Origin of the sequence: Helicobacter sp. 16-1353 (assembly GCF_003288815.1) — a bacterium.
Classification (GTDB): Bacteria; Campylobacterota; Campylobacteria; order Campylobacterales; family Helicobacteraceae; genus NHYM01.
In genome coordinates, this window is the sequence record NZ_NHYM01000008.1 from 21,592 (window position 1) to 39,912 (window position 18,321).

19 protein-coding genes and 1 pseudogene are annotated in these 18,321 nt (G+C 32.5%); 11 read left to right on the forward strand and 9 right to left on the reverse strand.

The window, feature by feature from the left end; all coding sequences use genetic code 11:
- Positions 1-22: 22 nt before the first annotated feature.
- The 4 genes from CCY99_RS05975 to CCY99_RS05990 all read right to left on the reverse strand — a co-directional run bounded on the left by CCY99_RS05975 (position 23) and on the right by CCY99_RS05990 (position 5,004).
- On the reverse strand, positions 23-1,462 hold the full coding sequence (locus CCY99_RS05975; RefSeq protein ID WP_112060511.1) for a DUF6056 family protein: 1,440 nt from the start codon (positions 1,460-1,462) through the stop codon (positions 23-25).
- A gap of 244 nt (positions 1,463-1,706) precedes the next feature.
- Positions 1,707-3,602, reverse strand: a complete 1,896-nt coding sequence (gene dnaK, locus CCY99_RS05980) for a molecular chaperone DnaK (protein ID WP_112060512.1) — start codon at positions 3,600-3,602, stop codon at positions 1,707-1,709.
- Positions 3,603-3,618: 16 nt separating this feature from the next.
- A complete protein-coding gene (grpE, locus tag CCY99_RS05985) occupies positions 3,619-4,209 on the reverse strand; it encodes a nucleotide exchange factor GrpE (RefSeq protein WP_112060513.1) in 591 nt (196 codons plus the stop codon).
- Positions 4,210-4,230: 21 nt separating this feature from the next.
- On the reverse strand, positions 4,231-5,004 hold the full coding sequence (locus CCY99_RS05990) for a heat-shock protein (protein WP_112060514.1): 774 nt from the start codon (positions 5,002-5,004) through the stop codon (positions 4,231-4,233).
- Positions 5,005-5,415: 411 nt separating this feature from the next.
- Here CCY99_RS05990 and selD point away from each other — a divergent pair, with 411 nt between their 5' ends.
- The 4 genes and pseudogenes from selD (at position 5,416) to groL (ending at position 9,720) form a co-directional block, all read left to right on the forward strand.
- Complete coding sequence (gene selD / locus CCY99_RS05995) at positions 5,416-6,546, forward strand: selenide, water dikinase SelD (RefSeq protein ID WP_112060515.1); 1,131 nt, start codon at positions 5,416-5,418, stop codon at positions 6,544-6,546.
- A 324-nt stretch (positions 6,547-6,870) separates the two neighbouring features.
- Entirely contained in the window at positions 6,871-7,449 is a 579-nt protein-coding gene (locus CCY99_RS06000; RefSeq protein ID WP_112060516.1) for a class II aldolase and adducin N-terminal domain-containing protein, read from the forward strand.
- 340 nt (positions 7,450-7,789) lie between these two features.
- Positions 7,790-8,053, forward strand: a pseudogene (gene groES, locus CCY99_RS06005) (co-chaperone GroES); the annotation flags it as partial.
- A 29-nt stretch (positions 8,054-8,082) separates the two neighbouring features.
- A complete protein-coding gene (groL, locus tag CCY99_RS06010; protein WP_112060518.1) occupies positions 8,083-9,720 on the forward strand; it encodes a chaperonin GroEL in 1,638 nt (545 codons plus the stop codon).
- A gap of 354 nt (positions 9,721-10,074) precedes the next feature.
- Here groL and CCY99_RS09340 read toward each other — a convergent pair whose 3' ends face one another.
- Positions 10,075-10,281 (reverse strand): hypothetical protein, encoded by a 207-nt coding sequence (locus CCY99_RS09340; RefSeq protein WP_146744949.1) that lies wholly within the window; start codon positions 10,279-10,281, stop codon positions 10,075-10,077.
- Between the two features lie 368 nt (positions 10,282-10,649).
- On the opposite strand from CCY99_RS09340, the gene CCY99_RS06015 reads away from it, so the two are divergent.
- The 7 genes from CCY99_RS06015 (at position 10,650) to CCY99_RS06045 (ending at position 14,208) form a co-directional block, all read left to right on the forward strand.
- Positions 10,650-10,949, forward strand: coding sequence for a hypothetical protein (locus tag CCY99_RS06015; RefSeq protein WP_112060519.1), 300 nt, complete (start codon positions 10,650-10,652; stop codon positions 10,947-10,949).
- A 71-nt stretch (positions 10,950-11,020) separates the two neighbouring features.
- A complete protein-coding gene (locus CCY99_RS06020) occupies positions 11,021-11,500 on the forward strand; it encodes a sel1 repeat family protein (protein ID WP_112060520.1) in 480 nt (159 codons plus the stop codon).
- Between the two features lie 172 nt (positions 11,501-11,672).
- Positions 11,673-11,915, forward strand: a complete 243-nt coding sequence (locus CCY99_RS06025) for a hypothetical protein (protein WP_146744950.1) — start codon at positions 11,673-11,675, stop codon at positions 11,913-11,915.
- 156 nt (positions 11,916-12,071) lie between these two features.
- A complete protein-coding gene (locus CCY99_RS06030) occupies positions 12,072-12,419 on the forward strand; it encodes a hypothetical protein (RefSeq protein WP_112060522.1) in 348 nt (115 codons plus the stop codon).
- A 239-nt stretch (positions 12,420-12,658) separates the two neighbouring features.
- Positions 12,659-13,138, forward strand: coding sequence for a sel1 repeat family protein (locus CCY99_RS06035; RefSeq protein WP_112060523.1), 480 nt, complete (start codon positions 12,659-12,661; stop codon positions 13,136-13,138).
- Positions 13,139-13,174: 36 nt separating this feature from the next.
- Positions 13,175-13,657, forward strand: coding sequence for a hypothetical protein (locus CCY99_RS06040; protein ID WP_112060524.1), 483 nt, complete (start codon positions 13,175-13,177; stop codon positions 13,655-13,657).
- Between the two features lie 26 nt (positions 13,658-13,683).
- Positions 13,684-14,208 (forward strand): sel1 repeat family protein, encoded by a 525-nt coding sequence (locus CCY99_RS06045; protein WP_112060525.1) that lies wholly within the window; start codon positions 13,684-13,686, stop codon positions 14,206-14,208.
- Positions 14,209-14,277: 69 nt separating this feature from the next.
- On the opposite strand, the gene CCY99_RS09925 is transcribed toward CCY99_RS06045, so the two are convergent.
- Genes CCY99_RS09925 through CCY99_RS06060 form a run of 4 tightly spaced genes read right to left on the reverse strand, consistent with a single transcriptional unit; the run spans position 14,278 to position 17,900 of the window.
- Positions 14,278-14,406, reverse strand: coding sequence for a hypothetical protein (locus CCY99_RS09925; protein WP_258443653.1), 129 nt, complete (start codon positions 14,404-14,406; stop codon positions 14,278-14,280).
- A gap of 11 nt (positions 14,407-14,417) precedes the next feature.
- Complete coding sequence (locus CCY99_RS06050) at positions 14,418-15,665, reverse strand: M20/M25/M40 family metallo-hydrolase (protein ID WP_112060526.1); 1,248 nt, start codon at positions 15,663-15,665, stop codon at positions 14,418-14,420.
- The gene (locus CCY99_RS06055) at positions 15,662-16,318 is read right to left on the reverse strand and encodes a 3-methyladenine DNA glycosylase (protein WP_112060527.1); all 657 of its coding nucleotides are present in this window, start codon (positions 16,316-16,318) and stop codon (positions 15,662-15,664) included. The genes CCY99_RS06050 and CCY99_RS06055 overlap by 4 nt, the downstream gene beginning before the upstream one ends.
- Positions 16,302-17,900, reverse strand: coding sequence for a tetratricopeptide repeat protein (locus CCY99_RS06060; RefSeq protein ID WP_112060528.1), 1,599 nt, complete (start codon positions 17,898-17,900; stop codon positions 16,302-16,304). Before CCY99_RS06060 ends, CCY99_RS06055 begins: the two co-directional genes overlap by 17 nt.
- Positions 17,901-18,321 lie beyond the last annotated feature (421 nt).

Here is an 18,321-nt window from a genome sequence, read left to right on the forward strand (position 1 = left end):
AAAGAATTATATCACATAGGAATTAATAAAACTCATCAACACGAAAGCTATTTAATCCAAATTTATGAGCATAAAGCGGATTTGGACTTTCTTGTGGAATATCTGTAGGAAGCAGAGAATCTATAAAATTACGATACTTGAATCTAAAAATATTCTCCACTACAACATCATAATTCCCCATAGATTTCTGCTTTTGTATATAAGTCAGCATATTATTCCAACGATTATAAAATGCATAATAATCGCTAAAAACAAAACTACTATAGCCAATAGTAAGGCATATTAGTGCTAAATTTACAATCTTAGAATTTACTAATTTATTATATAAAATACAAAATATCGCAATAATAATCATATTATCTCCTAGTCTTGCACGAGGTGGTAATATGAGAATCTGAATCCCAGATAAACATAAAAGCAAATAAACCAAATAAAGACAGAAAATAATAAAAAATATCCTATCTTTTCTCAAATACCAAAGTAAGAAAAATACAAGAATGTGATATAAAAGCGTATTAGTATTTAATAAAAGTAGCACAAGCACACAAACACAAAGTGCAAAATATGCTATTTTAAATCTATCTACGACTTTAAATCTACAAAATATCGCGAATATAATAAAAACAAAAAATTCAAAAATGAATGTTTTAGATGAATCTAAGGTAGCTAAGATTCTGCCTATTTTATCGCTAAAGGAAAGGTGCAACAACTCTCCCAAAGTTAAAAACTGCCCATCTAAAACAGACATTGATGCTCTTGCGGCATTTCCGGGAGAAAAGTATAAAACACAGAATCCTAGTATAAAAAATACAATCCCCAATATATACCACAATGGAATCTTTATTTTTACTTTGAGTGCATAGCATAATAATATAATATGAATTACTATGCTAACCGCTCCTATCGGCTCACTTGCCATTCCTCCAAAAAAGCTAAATATAATAAATAATGGCAAAAATCTATTTTTAACACAAAATAATGTTTTTTGATGTGTAAAAATATCTTGATAAAATAATCGATATGGAAGTAAAACAAGCATTAAAAGCAGGATTCCCCACATATAATTTACACTTCCAGCACCCCATAGAAAATCCGCCCCAAATGGTGCAAAATAAAGCAATAAAAAACAAATTAATAAAATAGTAAGAAAATCTTTTGATGTTGATGGGGTTTTCGCGAATATAAATATAAAAAATATAAAGATAAAGATTGTTCCAACAAAAGCATTTAAAACATCAAATAAATGCTCATTTATGCCACCAACAAAGCCGACAAAAAGTAACTCTCCAATTCTGCCATTCCAAGATAGATAGGATTCTATTGAGGATTTTATACCATCTTTTGCTTTTATTGCAGCATATAAATCATCGGCTTGCGGTGGAAGTAAGAAATTTAAACAAAGGAGAAAAAGAAAAATCCCTAAAGATATGAAAAAAAGCTTAAATGCTACATTTCTATTCAAAACAATCCTTAAAAAATAAATCTAATGCTATCAAAACATAGCTTATAAATTTTAGGTTTCTTTATCTTTTGATATTTATATTTTAAGATTATAAGATTTGTATTACTTAGCACCAAGTGCAAATTGAAAATATGATTTTAAAATAATTGAAGATTTAATAATTAAGAAGCAGATTCTTAACCATAGATTGTATTAAAAACATAGCAAATAATATGGCAATTATATATAATAATTGCCATAAAAACTACTCGACTTCAGCGTCGATTACATCATCATCTTTTTTAGATTCTGCTCTAGATTCACCGCTAGATGCTCCAGCTCCATTTTTATCGCCAGATTTGGCATACATTGCTTCGGCTAGTTTGTGGCTCACATCATTTAGGGCTTTTATTTTGGAATCTATCTCTTCTTTTGAAGCATTTTCATTTTTCAATGTCGCTTTTAAGTCCTCAATCGCCTTTGTGATATTCGCCCTATCATCATCACTCAAGCCCTCTTTTATCTCGCCTAGGCTTTTTTCAGTTTGATACACTAGGGAATCCGCCGTATTTCGTGCCTCAATCACCTCTTTTCGCTTGGCGTCCTCCTCCTTGTGTAGCTCGGCGTCTTTTACCATTTTATCTATTTCGCTATCGCTTAGTCCGCTTGAGCCAGTGATTTTGATTTCTTGGGACTTGCCTGTTGCCTTATCTTTCGCGCTAACAGTTAGGATTCCATTAGCGTCAATATCGAATGTAACCTCGATTTGCGGCACACCCCTAGGAGCAGATGGAATCCCAGTCAAATCAAATCGCCCTAGCGATTTATTATCCCTTGCAAGCTCCCTTTCGCCTTGTAAAACATGTATAGAAACTGCTGGTTGATTATCTTCTGCGGTGGAGAAAATCTGCGCTTTTTTCGCCGGAATGGTAATCCCTCGTTCGATAACCTTTGTCATCACGCCGCCCAAAGTCTCAATCCCTAGGCTAAGTGGCGTTACATCAAGCAATAGCACATCTTTCACATCGCCTTTTAACACCCCACCTTGAATCGCCGCTCCAATCGCCACAACCTCATCTGGATTGACCGACTTATTAAGCTCTTTGTTGGTGAATTCCTTAACTCTATCTTGGACTTTTGGGATTCTAGTAGAGCCGCCGACCATCACAACCTCAGAAATATCGCTTTTAGAGAGTTTGGAATCCTTAATAACCTCTTCTATTTTTTTAATCGTTTGCTCGATTAAGTCATCGATTAGGCTCTCAAACTTCGCTCTAGTGAGCTTTTTAACCAAGTGTTTTGGACCACTTGCATCAGCTGTGATAAATGGCAAGTTTATCTCGCTCTCACTCGCACTACTTAGCTCTTTTTTGGCATTTTCTGCGGCGTCTTTTAGCCTCTGCAACGCCATTACATCATTTTTTATATCAATACCGCTCTCATCTTTAAACTCCTTTGCCGCCCAATCAATTATGCGATTATCAAAGTCATCGCCCCCAAGGAAGGCATCTCCGCCAGTAGCTAGAACCTCCACTACATTATCCCCAGTCTCTAGCACGGTCACATCGAATGTCCCGCCACCAAGGTCATAAACCATAATTTTCTCAGATTCTTTCTTATCCAAGCCATAGGCTAAAGCCGCACTTGTAGGCTCATTTATAATCCGCAAGACATTTAGCCCAGCGATAGTTCCAGCCTCTTTTGTCGCCTTTCGTTGGCTATCGTTGAAATACGCCGGCACAGTTATCACCGCCTCGCTTACGCTTTCGCCCAGATACGCCTCGGCGTCCTCTTTTAGCTTCATTAGGATTTTCGCACTGATTTCTTGTGGGGTGTAGATTTTCCCACTAATTTCAACAGCACACGCTCCATTCCTATCGACAATCTTATAAGGCAATCGTTTCTCAGCCTCTTTAGCTTTGTCTTCATTAAACATAAGCCCCATAATTCGCTTAATCGAATAAATCGTTTTTTGTGGATTTGTGATTGCCTGTCGTTTTGCACTCTCACCCACTAGAATCTCACCTTTATCGGTAAATGCTACGATTGATGGGGTGGTGTTTTTACCCTCTTTGTTGGCTATGATTTTCGCCTCATTGCCCTCAAAAATACTCATTGCTGAATTTGTTGTTCCTAAATCTATTCCTAAAACTTTACTCATTTTTATCTCCTTAATTTTAATTGTTTTTTGTGATTGAAACCATAGAAGGGCGTATTACACGCTCTTTATACTTATATCCCTTTTGCATAACTTGGGATATTTCGCCATCGTTTTTGCTCTCATCTTTGACCTGCATAATGGCATTATGCAAATTTGGGTCAAACTCCTTATCCGCTGGAATTGGCGTAATGCCGTGCTTGTTTAGTGCTTTTAAGAAGTTTTCAAGCGTGAGCTGAATGCCGTTTTTTACGCTTTGTAATTTTTCTTTTAGATTTGCAGAATCTGTGGAATCTTTAGAATCTAAATCTATCCCATTTAGTGCAGATTCAAGCGTATCTAGCACTGGAAGCAAATCTTTTAAAATCATTTCATTTGCATATTCCAAGCTTTGATATTTTTCCCGCTCCAATCTCTTTTTCACATTCTCAAACTCTGCATACGCTCGCACATATCTATCCTCTAACTCCTTTATTTTTAAATCTTTTTCTTTTAATAAATCTTTAGAATCCAATTCATTTTCACCATTGTTTGTAGAATCTAAATTATCTACATCTTTTATATCTTGCTTTTTATTCTTATTTTTATCATTAAAATTTTTATGTCCCAAATTAACCTCCTTTTATAAGATTTAAGATGCAATTGCATTATAGAATGAACTATAATCTCGTCTTAACTCACCAGCTACAAACATCTTGCCATAATTATCTTTAAATCTTATGTCTTGTAATATACCAAGATACCCTTCTCCTAGCAAATCAAAATAAAATCCATTTTTAAGCTCGTAGTATATTTTACCTTTAATGAGATTTAAAATAAAACCTAAATCTTTAATAAAATTTAACTCATCAAAGCCAAAATTATAAACTTTAGAGCTACTTATATTTTCTAATTTAGTATAAAGAGAGTTTGCACATACGCTTTTAGCGATGTTTTTAATCTCCTCAATATCTTGATAAAGTAATTCATTTAGAAAATTATGCAAATGTTTCGTATATGGCACAATTGTTTCTGTCGTATCAAAGACTAAAATACTATATTTGTTTTCATAATTTATAAGTTTTTGTAAAGTTTCTTGTTTAAAAATTTTTATATTACAAAATATTTTATATTCCTCACTAGCCTTATTTACGCTATCCATACTATCAATATTAATGACATTTGCAATATTAATTCTTGCTCGCCAATATGATTTTAAAGTATTATTTGTAGGGATTTTACCGCTACTAATATGCGGTTGTGCCAAGATTCCCTCATCAACTAAAACCTTAAAATAATTTCTTATAGTAGCAGATGAGATTTTCATATCAACACTAAGCTTTAATGATTCAGAACCGATAGGCTCACCATCTTTGATATAGATTGCTATCATTTCATTCAATAATCTTTCGCGTTTTTTATTCAAAATCAAATCCTTTTAAAATTATTATAAGAAATCCAAAAAGAATTATAGCATAAATTTTTAAAAAATTAGCACTCTAATAAAAATATTGCTATTTTTTATCATAATTTTTATAAATATTTAGTCTAATATAGTTAATCTTTATAAATAATTTAATTTAATTTAATTGATATTATTAATGAATATTTACTATTTTAAGAAACAAGTTATAAATCAATATATTTATTTTAAGGTTACAATACTGCAAGAAAATCCGCAAAGCAAAATATAATTATCGAATCTTGATTAAATTAAAAACCTAATATTTTGTTATAATATTTGAATAAATTCATATAATTTTTTAAGGTATATAAAAGTGTGGAAGAGATAAAGAAAATCACAAATTTTGTTAGTTGTGCGGGCTGAGCTGCAAAAGTGGGTCTGGCAGACCTAAGACAAATCACAGCGAATCTCAATCAACCAAATTACCCAAACTTGCTAGTCGATTTTAAAGACAACGACGATAGCGGAATCTACCAAGTGGGCGATATGCTTTTGGTGCAGAGCGTGGATTTTATCACGCCGGTAGTCGATAGCCTCTATATCTATGGGCAGATTGCCGCGGCGAACTCCCTAAGCGATGTCTTTGCGAAAGGTGCGGAGGCGAAAACTGCCCTAAGTATCCTTATGTGGGACGATGTGCATATCACCACAAGCGAGGTTAATGAAATCTTGCAAGGCGGACTTTCCAAGCTAATAGAGGCGGATTGTGCCTTGCTTGGCGGACATAGCATAAACGATAAAGAGCAGAAGTTCGGCTTAAGCGTAACAGGCGTAATTGACCTAAAAGCAAAAGACGCACCTAAGGGAGGCTATTGGCGGAATAATACTGCCAAAATTGGGGATTCTATAATCCTAACCAAACCGCTTGGAAGCGGGATTCTAACGACGGCAATGAAAGCTGGGCTAATGGAGTTTAAGCCAAATTTAGATGTGGTAATTTCAATGGCGAGTTTAAATCTAAAGGCAATGCAAGTTGCAAAAGCCTTTGAAATCCACGCTTGTAGCGATGTAACGGGCTTTGGGCTTATCGGGCATTTGAACGAAATGATAAATGAAAATATTTCGATAAAGATTTACACGAATAATATTCTGCTCTTTGATAGAGTGGAGGAATTTTCGATGAAAGGGGCTGTTCCGGGCGGTAGCTGGAAAAATAAAATGGCTTTAGAATCTGTGGTAAAAAATAATATGGGGGCGAAAATTGGGGAATCTACAGAATCTAGCAAATCCGGCTCTTTAGATTCTGCTAAATCCGGAAAATCTGCGGAATCTAACGCCTTAGATTCTCTAGCAGAATCTAGCAAATCCGCCCAATCTAGCAAAATTAAAAACCAAAAAAACGACATAATTTATTATGACACGCAAACCTCCGGCGGACTTTTAATCGCCTTAGAATCTAGAGTGGCAGAAAAGCTAAATAGAATCTTAAATGAAGAGGGCGTAGAATCCCACATAATCGCCGAATGTGTCGCAAAAAGCGATTATAGGATTTATTTAATATAATGCCATATATCTCATTCTTTAAGAAACTATCGCAAACAAAAGTGGAATCTGCCTATTTATTTTGAAATAAGAATTAATGATAATTTAGGTTTTATAATCCCAATAAACATTAAATTTATTATCCTTAAATAATTTTTGACATCTAAATATATTTTTGAATCTCCAAAATCCCAAATGCCCACTTAAATAATCATAGTTTTTAATAAGATATAAATTAGAATCATTTTTCTTAAAAATTAAATTATCTGCATTCATCAGCATAATGGCGATTTGGTTATCTCTTACATCTAATACAAATATTATATTTATGCTAGAATCCCATTTATGTTAAATATAGATAATAAAACAATAGAAGAGCTAATGGAAGTCTCCTTAGCAATGTTTAGAAAAAACTTTTTTGGGATTTTTCACGGGGCGATTTCTGCAAAAATAGATGATAGTAAATTTATAATCAACACAAAAGATGCTATGTTTGATGATATTTCTAAAAATAATCTTATAGTTTTATCACACAAACAAGATTATAGTTGGCAAGATGCAAGTATAGATGCCTTTATTCATTCATTTATTTATAGAGAAATAAACGAAGCAAAATATATAGCATATGCCTTTCCGCCATTTAGCGTTGCTTATTCATTAAATAATACAAAAATCATACCGCAAGATTATTTTGGATATAAAAAATGCAAAGAAATACTCATTTACGACCCAAAAGAATATAATAGTTGGTATGAAAGGGCAGATGTAGAGATTTGCAACTTTTTAAAACAAAATAAAATTAATTTTATAGTAGTAAAGGGATATGGGATATATATTTATGATAGGGATATATATCAACTTGCAAAAACTATCGCTATAATCGAAAATAGTGCCAAAATACTACTTTTATCTAAGATAAATTAATATATAGAATCTTTCTCCAATAATCAAATATTAAAACTTCTATAGCATAAAGTTAAATGTGTCAATTAATTTATTACAAAACTATATTAATAATAATTTAGTTACTAGAACTATTAAATAATTACATAATCAAGCTAAATAATATTTAGTCTTATCATATAAATATTATGATATTTTATATTTTTATCTTGACTTATCATCTAAAAAAACATATAATTCTAGCACTTAAATTTTAAGAGTGCTAAAATTTAAGTCCAAAAAAGTTTTATGATTTTTTGGTGCTTTATGAAAACTTTTAAATTTTAATTTCAAAAAATATCACAAATGTAAGGAGATAGTTATGAAGTTCAAACCGCTTGATAAACGCGTTCTATTGGAAAGAATCGAAGAAGAAACAAAAACTACTTCTGGGATAATCATTCCAGATAATGCAAAAGAAAAACCACTTGTGGGAACAGTAAAAGCAATCAGCAAGAAAATTGAAAAAGATTGCGATTTCAAAGTTGGCGATAATGTGGTATTTGACAAATACAAAGGCTCAGAAATCAAAATCGATGGCAAAGAATATATCGTAATTGACGCAGAAGATTTACTTGGAATCTTAGGCTAAAACTAATATTTAAGGAGAAAATTATGGCAAATAAAGAAATTGTATTTTCGGATAATGCAAGAAATAAGCTATTTGATGGTATTAAACAGCTAAATGACGCAGTTAAGGTAACAATGGGACCAAAAGGGCGAAATGTCCTAATTCAAAAAAGCTATGGTGCACCAGCAATTACAAAAGATGGTGTGAGTGTAGCTAAAGAAATCGAGCTAAAAGAGCCAATTGCAAATATGGGTGCACAGCTTGTAAAAGAAGTAGCTTCAAAAACTGCCGATGCCGCAGGAGATGGAACTACTACAGCAACTGTTCTAGCGTATAGCATTTTTAAAGAAGGCTTACGAAATATCACAGCTGGAGCAAATCCAATCGAGGTAAAACGAGGTATGGATAAGGCTACAAATGCGATTATAGATGAGCTTAAAAAACTAAGCAAAGAAATAAAAGGTAAAAAAGAAATCGCTCAAGTCGCTACAATCTCCGCAAACTCCGATGAAAATATCGGGAACTTGATTGCTGAGGCAATGGAAAAAGTCGGCAAAGACGGCGTTATCACCGTTGAGGAAGCAAAAGGAATCAACGATGAGCTAAATGTGGTCGAGGGAATGCAGTTTGATAGAGGCTATCTAAGCCCATATTTCGTTACAAATAGCGAGAAAATGACTATCGAGCTAGACAATCCATATGTGCTTTTGACTGATAAGAAAATCACCTCTATGAAAGATATTCTGCCACTTTTGGAATCTACTATGAAAAGTGGCAAACCGCTACTAATCATCGCTGAAGATATTGAGGGCGAAGCGCTAACTACACTTGTGGTAAATAAACTTCGAGGTGTGCTAAATGTCGCTGCTGTGAAGGCTCCGGGCTTTGGCGATAGGCGAAAAGAAATGCTAAAAGATATTGCGATTTTAACTGGTGGAAATGTCATTAGCGAGGAACTAGGAAGCACATTAGAAAACGCTACAATTGCAGATTTAGGACAATGTGCTAGAATCTCAATCGATAAAGATAACACCACAATAGTCGATGGCAAGGGCAAAAAAGACGATGTGAAAGCTAGAATTGGGCAAATTAAAGCACAAATCGAAACTACCACAAGCGACTATGATAAAGAAAAGCTCCAAGAGCGACTTGCAAAGCTTAGCGGTGGCGTAGCTGTAATCAAAGTAGGTGCGGCAAGCGAAGTAGAGATGAAAGAGAAAAAAGATAGGGTTGATGACGCACTATCTGCGACAAAAGCAGCCGTAGAAGAGGGCATTGTAGTTGGCGGTGGCGTAGCTCTAATCCGTGCTGGATTGAAAGTAAAACTATCCCTAAACGGCGATGAGGCAATCGGCTATGACATCATCAAAAGAGCGATAAGTGCTCCATTAAAGCAAATCGCACAAAATGCTGGATATGATAAAGGTGTGGTTGTCAATGAGATTGAAAAATCTAAAAAAGATAGCTATGGATTTGACGCAAGTAGCGGAGAATATGTAGATATGTTTGATAAGGGTATAATTGACCCACTAAAAGTCGCTAGAATCGCATTGCAAAATGCTGTTTCAGTTTCTAGCCTACTACTTACCACTGAGGCAACGATAAATGAAGTAAAAGAAGATAAGCCAATGCCTCCAATGCCTGATATGGGCGGAATGGGTGGTATGGGCGGAATGATGTAATTTCGCTTTTTAATTCTTAGATTCGAGGCTAGATTCTAGCTTCGAATCACCTCCTTAAAAATCATAAAAATCCACAAAAACTCATATATAACTTCTAAAAGATTTGGATTCTTGGGAATCTGGATTCTAATAAATTGTTTAGCTTTAAAATTTTTATTTTGTCCTACCTACCGCCCTTTTTTAAATATGAGGCTCACTCCTCACGGAATCTTTTTAAAATGGCTAAAGTAATTTTTAGTAAATTTAGATTCTATGTAAAGCATAGCGACGACAAGAAGCATTATCAATAGTTGGCAAGGAAGCTACGCTTGTTTTGGGGGCTTCGGGGGATAAGGGGAGCGAATTTCACTTTTACTAGAAACTGCGTTTGCAAGAAACTCTCTCCGCTCGTTTTGCAAGAAACTCTCTCCGCTCGTTTTGCCACGAATTGGAAAATTCATCATTTAAGCCCTTTTTGCCCTCTTTTTTTATGAAACAAGCCAAATTAAAGCGATAAAATAGGATTCTATGAAGATGGTTTTGGTTTTGGTTTTTCTTGCAATCTATTATACAAAACTTCATTTTTCCGCCTAATACTCCTATTTGCTACTAACGCACAGGGTTTTATTTAACCTAAAATTACTTAGCAATTTTTAAGAATCTTATATGAGGCGTAAGCATAGAACGAGCGATGGATAGGACAAAATAAAGCAAACTTAAGAATGTAAGAATATTTAAAGTTTCTTAGATTCTAGATTCAAAATCTAAGATTCACTTCCTAAAAAGATTTATTTTTGATTGGGTGGTCGTTTCAATCAACCTTGTAAGATAGAATCTTTATTATCTTATAAATATTCTTAAAATGCCACAAATTACATTATTTCACAAGATTATCTCAATAAAGATTCTATAAAAATATTTAAGAATAGTTTTATATTGTAATGTATACAATGAATCGATTTATTGTATTTACAAATACTAGAGTGGTAACAGCTGCTTCAGCTATATTTAAAAAACTTGCTTCAATATTGGCAGGTGGTGGAGTAACAGGATTCTTATTTGCTTTAGCAACGGAAGTTATTACAGGTGGCTGGAATGACGATGTAGATATTTTAAAAGACAAAACATTGGCAGAACTTGTTAGTGAGCGAGATAATCTTAGAACTAATGGCTTAGCTTGGGCTGTTGTAACGCAAGTAATGGCTAGAGAAAAAGGCAATATCGAATTAGCCTTTTTGGGTTTTATGTAAAATAATATAATATGGGAGAGCTTAGATTCTCCCATATACTTCATAATTTTTAAAATCACAAAAGGAATAAAATGAAAAAGATATTATTAATATTGGCTTTATCTTATGGCTATTTATTTGCCTCTTTCTATTTAGATGAATCAGAGATTGAAAGTTATAAGGCAAGATGTGAGGCTAGGGATAAGGACGCTTGTAGCAAGCTAGGTTCTCATTACTCTAATACTTTTAGTGCTTCTGGATATACTGATTTAGTAGCAAAGGAATTAAATCTTAAATATTTTATGAGAGCTTGTAATGATTTACGAGAAGGTGGCAGTTGCACTAGCTTGGGTTCTTATTATGCGATAGTTGAAAAAGATAAAAATAAAGAATTTGAATTTTATGAAAAAGCTTGTAGCTATGGTGATGCCGGTGGTTGCTATTTACTTGCTAGTAAACTTGAAAGAGAAGCTAACAATGCAAGTGGAAAAGATAAAAAAGAATTAATAAGAAAATCAAAGCAATTTTATAAAAAAGCTTGTAATTTAGGGCATAAACCAGCTTGTGGATAAGTTTAAACATATCTTTTCTTTGTGTAATTTTTAGATTTATATAAACAAACATAATATTTTATACAAAGCTTGTAAACTAGAGTCGAAATATTGCAAATAGCATAAATTTTTAATGAAATTTTAGAAATTAATTTAATAAATTGGAGGGAAAATGCATTTAGGCGGGTATCTTATGATAGCTTTATATTCGTATATGTTTGCCAAAAATGATACAAATTGGGGGTTTAATATCATTACATTTATAGCTTTTGGGATTGCTTGTTATTTTATGATGAAATTTGTTGGACTATTTGCTATATTTGGTATTATAATCTGCGTAGTAGGCAGGGAAATCAGTCGCCAAACTTCAAATATTGCAAGTATCATATTTACCATAATTATCGTTTTTTTGGGCGGTGGATTGTGGTTTTTATGAGAATCTCATTCACCATACTTTTATATGCTATTTTGCCACTATCTCCACTCTTGCAAAGTTCAAGGTAAAATTTGATTTTTGCAAGATTTGCCTAGGATTTCAAAATCTAATAGAATCTTTGCAATATAAATATTAATATTTGCGAGTTAAAAAAGAATGATTACGCCTATTGCGTTTGGTGATGGCTATTATGGTATCGATTATCAATATATAATAATGCTTGCGGTAGTTAGCGTTGCTTGGCGTGTATTTCGCCTTGATGAGCATAAGACAAAAATATATATCGCTATAGCCGTTATTATTTGTCTTATTGCTCTAAAAAACATTAAAGATATTATCGATAATTTTCATTCAATACTTGCATTGCTTCTTATTTGTGGCTCGTGGTCGCTTCTACTAACTGAGACTAATAAAGATGATTATTCCATTTTTAAACTTTTTGTATATTTTTCTGTAATGCTTGGAGCTACTATTGTTTCTATGAATGTAATGTTAAATCAATAATAGCTTTAAAAACTCCCTTAAAAGATTCCACCATTTAGATTCTTTGGTTTAGATTCTACTAAATTAAATTCTAAGCCCACAAATTACATTATTTCACAGCATTATCTCAATAAAGATTCTATAAAAATATTTAAGAAATAGTTTATAATGTAGGATTTATAATTAATTTAATGAATTAAATGTGGAATCTAAAATCTCCCATACATTAGACTTCATAAATCAAGCTACAAAGGAATAAAATGAAAAAAATAGTTTTATTATTAGCTTTGTCTTATGCTTTTTTGTCTGCTTTCACTATTAACGAAGCCGACATAGAAAATTATAAGAGAAAATGTGAAGCTGGAAACAAAGACGCTTGTTATGATTTAGGCTCTCATTATTCAAACAAACTTGGTTTATCTACGAATGATTTAGAAACAAAACAATTAAAGCTTAAATATTTTATGAGGGGTTGCAATGATTTACGAGAAGGGCGTAGTTGTAGCAGTTTAGGTTCACATTATGGTTTAGTAGAAAAAGACAAAAATAAAGAATTAGAGTTCTATAATAAAGCTTGTGATTATAATAATTCGAATAGTTGTAGGCTTCTTGCAAATATATATGAGAGTGATGCGAACAACGCAAGTGGAAAAGATAAAAAAGAATTAATAAGAAAATCAAAGCAATACAACAAAAAAGCCTGTAATCTAGGGCATAAATTGGCTTGTGGAGATGTTTGATAAATATCATAAATCAAAATCACAAAAGGAAATAAAATGAAAAAGATATTATTAATATTGGCTTTAGTTTTTAGTGGAGTTTTTGCAGCAAAATTAACCCAAGCCGAGTTAGAAAGTGCCATAGCTGGTTGTAAGGCAAATAATGCGAGTGATTGTCGTAAAGCTGGGGGATATTATATTGGAGACCTTTATACCGAGAACTTGCCCCTTGCATATGAGTATTTGTCGAAAGGTTGTAATCTAAAAGATGGCTCTAGTTGTGCCCAAATAGGATTGTCCAATCTGTTTAATAAAGCAATCGGCAACACGATGAGTAAAGAGGAAGTGCTAAAAACTAGAATTGAATATTTTAAAAAAGGTTGCGAATATAATGACGCCTTTGCTTGTAGACGCGCGGGAAGTGAGAGTGAGGCGATAGCCCAAGATGAGGCTAATAGAAGCATTAAAAAAGAGCTAGAAAGAGAAGCTGAAAAGTTTTATAGGAAAGCCTGTAGGCTAGAATCTAGATATTGTGATTAATAGAATAATATGGAGCAAAGTAGTAAATGAAAAAAATCTTTTATATATTAGCGATAAGTGCGATTGCAAGTAGTTTTATAGTTGGTTGCGGAAATGCGAATCTCACAAATATTTCAAATAGCTTAGATAGCGAAACAGCAGAGATTCTAAAAAATTGCGATTTAGGTAAAGCAAATTCTTGCTATGCTCTTGGAATGCAATATATCAAATCACATTCCGCAAACCCCCTAGAATCCCATAAATCCGCCATAAAATATATGGAAAAATCTTGCGATTTGGGCTATGGCAGGGGCTGTGCGGTATTAGGGCTATTATACGATAGTAGCCTAAATAGTGGCACTCCAAAGGAAATTCTAAGCGATGAGAGCAAATCCTTTGAATACCTAATAAAAGCCTGTGATGAATACGAAGTAAGAGAATCTTGTATGTCCTTAGAGCGAAAATATCAATATAAATTCGAAGACGAACAAGACCCCAATCTTAAGAATGAATACAAGCAAAAAGCAGAATCTTATAGCAAAAAAGCCAAAGATTTAGAATCTACGAAATAATTAAAAACTACTAAGAGAATTTTAATCTCTTAGCTAGAAATTAAGATTTCTAGAATCTTTAAAAATTGATTAATAATCTATTTTTTGATTTCTATAAACTTGCTCGATATTTTTTAATAATGTAGAATCTTTCCGCTCCCAAGCGTCATATAAACCGCTAATCTTAATATTTTTAAATCGCTTTTTTAGCGATTCCATTTGTCTAAAAATTAGCTAGAAATTAAGATTTCTAGAATCTCTAAAAATTGATTAAATGATTTTAAGTCCATAGATTCCGCTTTTGAGTGCGGATTTGAGATAGTAGGTCCAATGGATACAATCTCATCGCACTTCGCCCTAAGGATTCCACACTCCAATCCAGCGTGAATCTCAACAATCTCATAATCTATTTTTTGATTTCTGTAAACTTGCTCGATATTTTTTAGCAATATAGAATCTTCCCGCTCCCAAGCGTCATATAAACCGCTAATCTTAATATTTTTAAATCGCATTTTTAGCGATTCCATTTGTCTAAAAAGAAGATTTTTTCTATTTGCCCGAATCATCATTTTTATATTTTTATTATTAATTAGCGATATATTTAGGCTAGAAATTACACTATTGTCGCACATTTCATAAACACCGCTATGAATGGAATAAATTGCTTTTAAGACCTTTTTATTAAAGGATTTTTTATAGTTTTTATTGATTTTTGTAATCTTTATAGTAGGCTTGATACTATTATCATTTGCATATTTTAGCGGTTTTTTCGTGGCTATTATCGCCCTTGCATTAGCGGGAATGGAATTCCGCTTTTCCCCTCCGCTAATAGAAACTATCTCGCAAGGGATATTATAAATAGCCCACACTAGCTCAACTATCGCATTTGGAATATTTTTATTTATATCAATCCCGCTATGACCACCGCTAAAATTATGACAACGAAGCTCATAAAAATATTTCATTTTGCATTTTTTAAACTTCGGTTTTAGCTTTATATCCGCATCAAATCCCCCAGCACAGCCAACTACAATTTGATTTATGTCTTCACTATCTAAATTTAATATTTGTTTTGATTGAATCTTAAGGGCTAGATTATTCGCCCCAATCATTCCAATCTCTTCATCATTTGTAATAATCGCTTCAAAATTATCCAAAAGCTGTGAAAAATAAAGTATCGCTGATAGTGCCGCTCCATTATCCGCACCAAGCGAAGAATCCTTAGAGGTGATAAAATCACCTTTTATAATAGGCTCTACTTTTTCCCCTATCAAAACCATATCATAATGTGCTTGTAGGCAGATTTTCGGCTTTCCTTTTAAAAGATGGATATTTCCAAAACTATCGCTTTTAACCTCACATTTTTGCCTTAAGGCAAAAGAAATAATAAAATCCTTTAGTTTTTCTGTATTGCTACTTGGATGCGGAATCTCGCATATCTTATAAAATAAATCTAATGCATTAATCTTATCTTTCACTTTTCGCCCTTTATTTTTATTTGCTTAGAAAATTCTACGATTTTAGCGTGGAATCTAGCATAAACCTTTGCCAAAGAAACATTTTTTCCATAGAGATTCTCCACTCTTTCATAGTTTTCAATAATGCCATTTTGTAGCCAATTTTGAATCTCATCATAATCGTAAAATTCAAATCCACATTCGCTTAAAAGTCGTTGTGTGTATCTATCTACAACCATAACTTCTCTATAAAGTGCGTAATTTAGGATAGAATCCGCACTCTCAAAACCAATTCCTTTTTGACTTAAAAGCCACTCTCTACTTACATTTTCCTTGAAATTTTCAAAATCCCCAAAAGATTCTAGGATATTCGCACAAAGATTCTGCAATCTTTGGGCTTTCTGGCGAAAAAATCCACATTTCATAATCAATGATTCTAATAATCTTAAATCGCAGTTTGAGAGAGATTCTAGGTTTAGTAGATTTTGATTTTTTAGATTATTTAGCGAGAAAATGACATTTTCCCATTTTGTATTTTGGACTAGAATCGCACCTACTACTACTTCAAATGAGCCACTATTTTCCCACCAAAACTCATCTTTGGAATCCTTTAGTAGGAGTTGATTTTTTAAAAATACTAGTAATTCAAAGGAATTTTCAATGTTTGGAAGCATATTTTTTAATTTGTCTAAATGCCGCTTTTAGTGCATTATCCCATCGCAAGTTGCTATCTGGCTCTAGGATTATTAAATTTTTATACCAATTTGTCGTTTTGCCATTTTCCCAAATCCATCGTTGTGTATCTTTAAATAAAATACAAGGGATTCCAAAACTAGCAGCTAAATGTAGATATTGCGTATCAGTCCCAACAAATAAATCAACACTACTAAGAATCCTTAAAATATCACAATAATTCTTACACTCCCTGCCTTTATCAACAATATTAGAAAAATTTTCAGTATAGGAGCTATCAATCCCATCTAGTTTAACAGAAACTAGATTTACATTTATGCTAATCGTTGCATCTAGGATTTTCTCTAGCTTCATTCTATCGTGCTTCATCTTTCCTAAATCACCAAAAGCAAATGCAATTTTTATAATATTTTCATTACTAGATTGTAAATTAGCTTTACATTGATATGTAAATGGGGTTTTCACATCTAAATCACTAGGTTTAGAAACATTTAGTATATAAGGCAACGATGGCAGGAGAACAGATACATCATAATCAATATTAAATGGAGGTGAAACACACTCTATATCAAATATATTTGATAATTCTTTTTGAGGATAAAAATATACTTTTTTTGCTATTTGCTGAAGAAGTGGTAGAAAGCGTGAAAATATAATTGTATCACTTAAGTTCTGTTCGTAATACACAAGCACTGTTTTATTATAAACATCGCTTGGTTTTGAAAATGATTTTTTAACATTAGCACTAAAACCTTCTATTTCTTTTCGTGTTTCATAATACTTAAATCCTTCGGCATATTCCCTATTTTTCAATAAAAAAGTTGAATAACCAAATATATATCGTGGTTTATTACTCATTGAAATCGCAGTTTTATAGCAAGTTTTCGCTTCACTTATATTACCATTTAAACTTAGGGCATTTGCATATAGAAAATAAAAATCTGCATTTTTAGTATAAGTATATTTTTTAGCAAAACTTATTGCAGCACAAGCCATATTTAATTTAACATATTGATTTAAAAGTTTGATTCCAGCTTCTTTATGTCCTAGATTATACGCTCTTTCTAAGAGTGGAAGACTATTTTTAATATCATTATTTTTAATATATTCATCTGCTAAAGTAAATAGAATATCTAAATTATTTGGTTTTATTACAAGTAATCCCTCGTATAAATCAATTGCTTTTTTATGCTGTTTATTTTGACTAAAATATTGTGCCAAATCGAAAAACGCTATAGTTTCATTTGATTGATTTAAGAATGCCGTGAGTGTCTCTATCGCCTTTTCATTGTCGCCATCTAAATTTAATGCTCTTGCAAAATTCGTTACATAATGCACATTATTTGGTAGTAGATTTAATGCTTTTGTAAAATACTTAATAGCTTTTTTATATGACTTCATTTCCATCATATTTATACCAAGCAAATTATAAGCTTTAGAATTATTTGGATATTGCTGCAAAACCTCTAAACAAATAGCAATAGAATCTTTATATTTGGAATTTTTTAAGAAATTCTCCGCTATTTCAATACTTTCAATCTCATAACTACTATATTTTTCCATATTAGCCTTATAACTTATTTTTGTAATACTATGTAATTATATAATATTTTTTTCCCAAACAATGTAAAAGCAAAAGGAGCGAGAAAATTCTCCTTTTAAAATCAATATTTGAAATAATAAAAATTTATTTGTGGTTTTAGAAATCCCAAAGAGAAATCCAATTGTTGCAAATAGTGGGAAACTTCACTAGCTTAGCAAATTTCACAAAACCCCTTAGATTCTCGAATCTTTTTACAGGAAACTTCGTTTTACAAGAAATTTCATTTTACAGGAATCTTTGCATTAGCAAATAATCGTAGCTTTGGCTAGGAATCTTCGCTTTGAACCAAGCCAATCGCCACTGCCATTTTGCGTTAGCAAAAATATTCGATGGTTTCGAATGCCAAAGCCATTATTCGCAAGAACTAGCTTGACAAGAAAG

Coding starts and splice junctions, on each gene's coding strand:
- CCY99_RS09925 (WP_258443653.1), bottom strand. CDS start 14,406: ATGGAATCGCTAAAAAAGCGATTTAAAAATATTAAGATTAGCGGTTTA.
- CCY99_RS06000 (WP_112060516.1), top strand. CDS start 6,871: ATGTTAAATATAGATAATAAAACAATAGAAGAGCTAATGGAAGTCTCC.
- CCY99_RS09340 (WP_146744949.1), bottom strand. CDS start 10,281: ATGAAGTTTTGTATAATAGATTGCAAGAAAAACCAAAACCAAAACCAT.
- CCY99_RS06060 (WP_112060528.1), bottom strand. CDS start 17,900: ATGGAAAAATATAGTAGTTATGAGATTGAAAGTATTGAAATAGCGGAG.
- CCY99_RS06035 (WP_112060523.1), top strand. CDS start 12,659: ATGAAAAAAATAGTTTTATTATTAGCTTTGTCTTATGCTTTTTTGTCT.
- dnaK (WP_112060512.1), bottom strand. CDS start 3,602: ATGAGTAAAGTTTTAGGAATAGATTTAGGAACAACAAATTCAGCAATG.
- CCY99_RS06045 (WP_112060525.1), top strand. CDS start 13,684: ATGAAAAAAATCTTTTATATATTAGCGATAAGTGCGATTGCAAGTAGT.
- CCY99_RS06020 (WP_112060520.1), top strand. CDS start 11,021: ATGAAAAAGATATTATTAATATTGGCTTTATCTTATGGCTATTTATTT.
- CCY99_RS06055 (WP_112060527.1), bottom strand. CDS start 16,318: ATGCTTCCAAACATTGAAAATTCCTTTGAATTACTAGTATTTTTAAAA.
- CCY99_RS06025 (WP_146744950.1), top strand. CDS start 11,673: ATGATAGCTTTATATTCGTATATGTTTGCCAAAAATGATACAAATTGG.
- groL (WP_112060518.1), top strand. CDS start 8,083: ATGGCAAATAAAGAAATTGTATTTTCGGATAATGCAAGAAATAAGCTA.
- CCY99_RS06030 (WP_112060522.1), top strand. CDS start 12,072: ATGATTACGCCTATTGCGTTTGGTGATGGCTATTATGGTATCGATTAT.
- CCY99_RS06015 (WP_112060519.1), top strand. CDS start 10,650: ATGAATCGATTTATTGTATTTACAAATACTAGAGTGGTAACAGCTGCT.
- CCY99_RS06040 (WP_112060524.1), top strand. CDS start 13,175: ATGAAAAAGATATTATTAATATTGGCTTTAGTTTTTAGTGGAGTTTTT.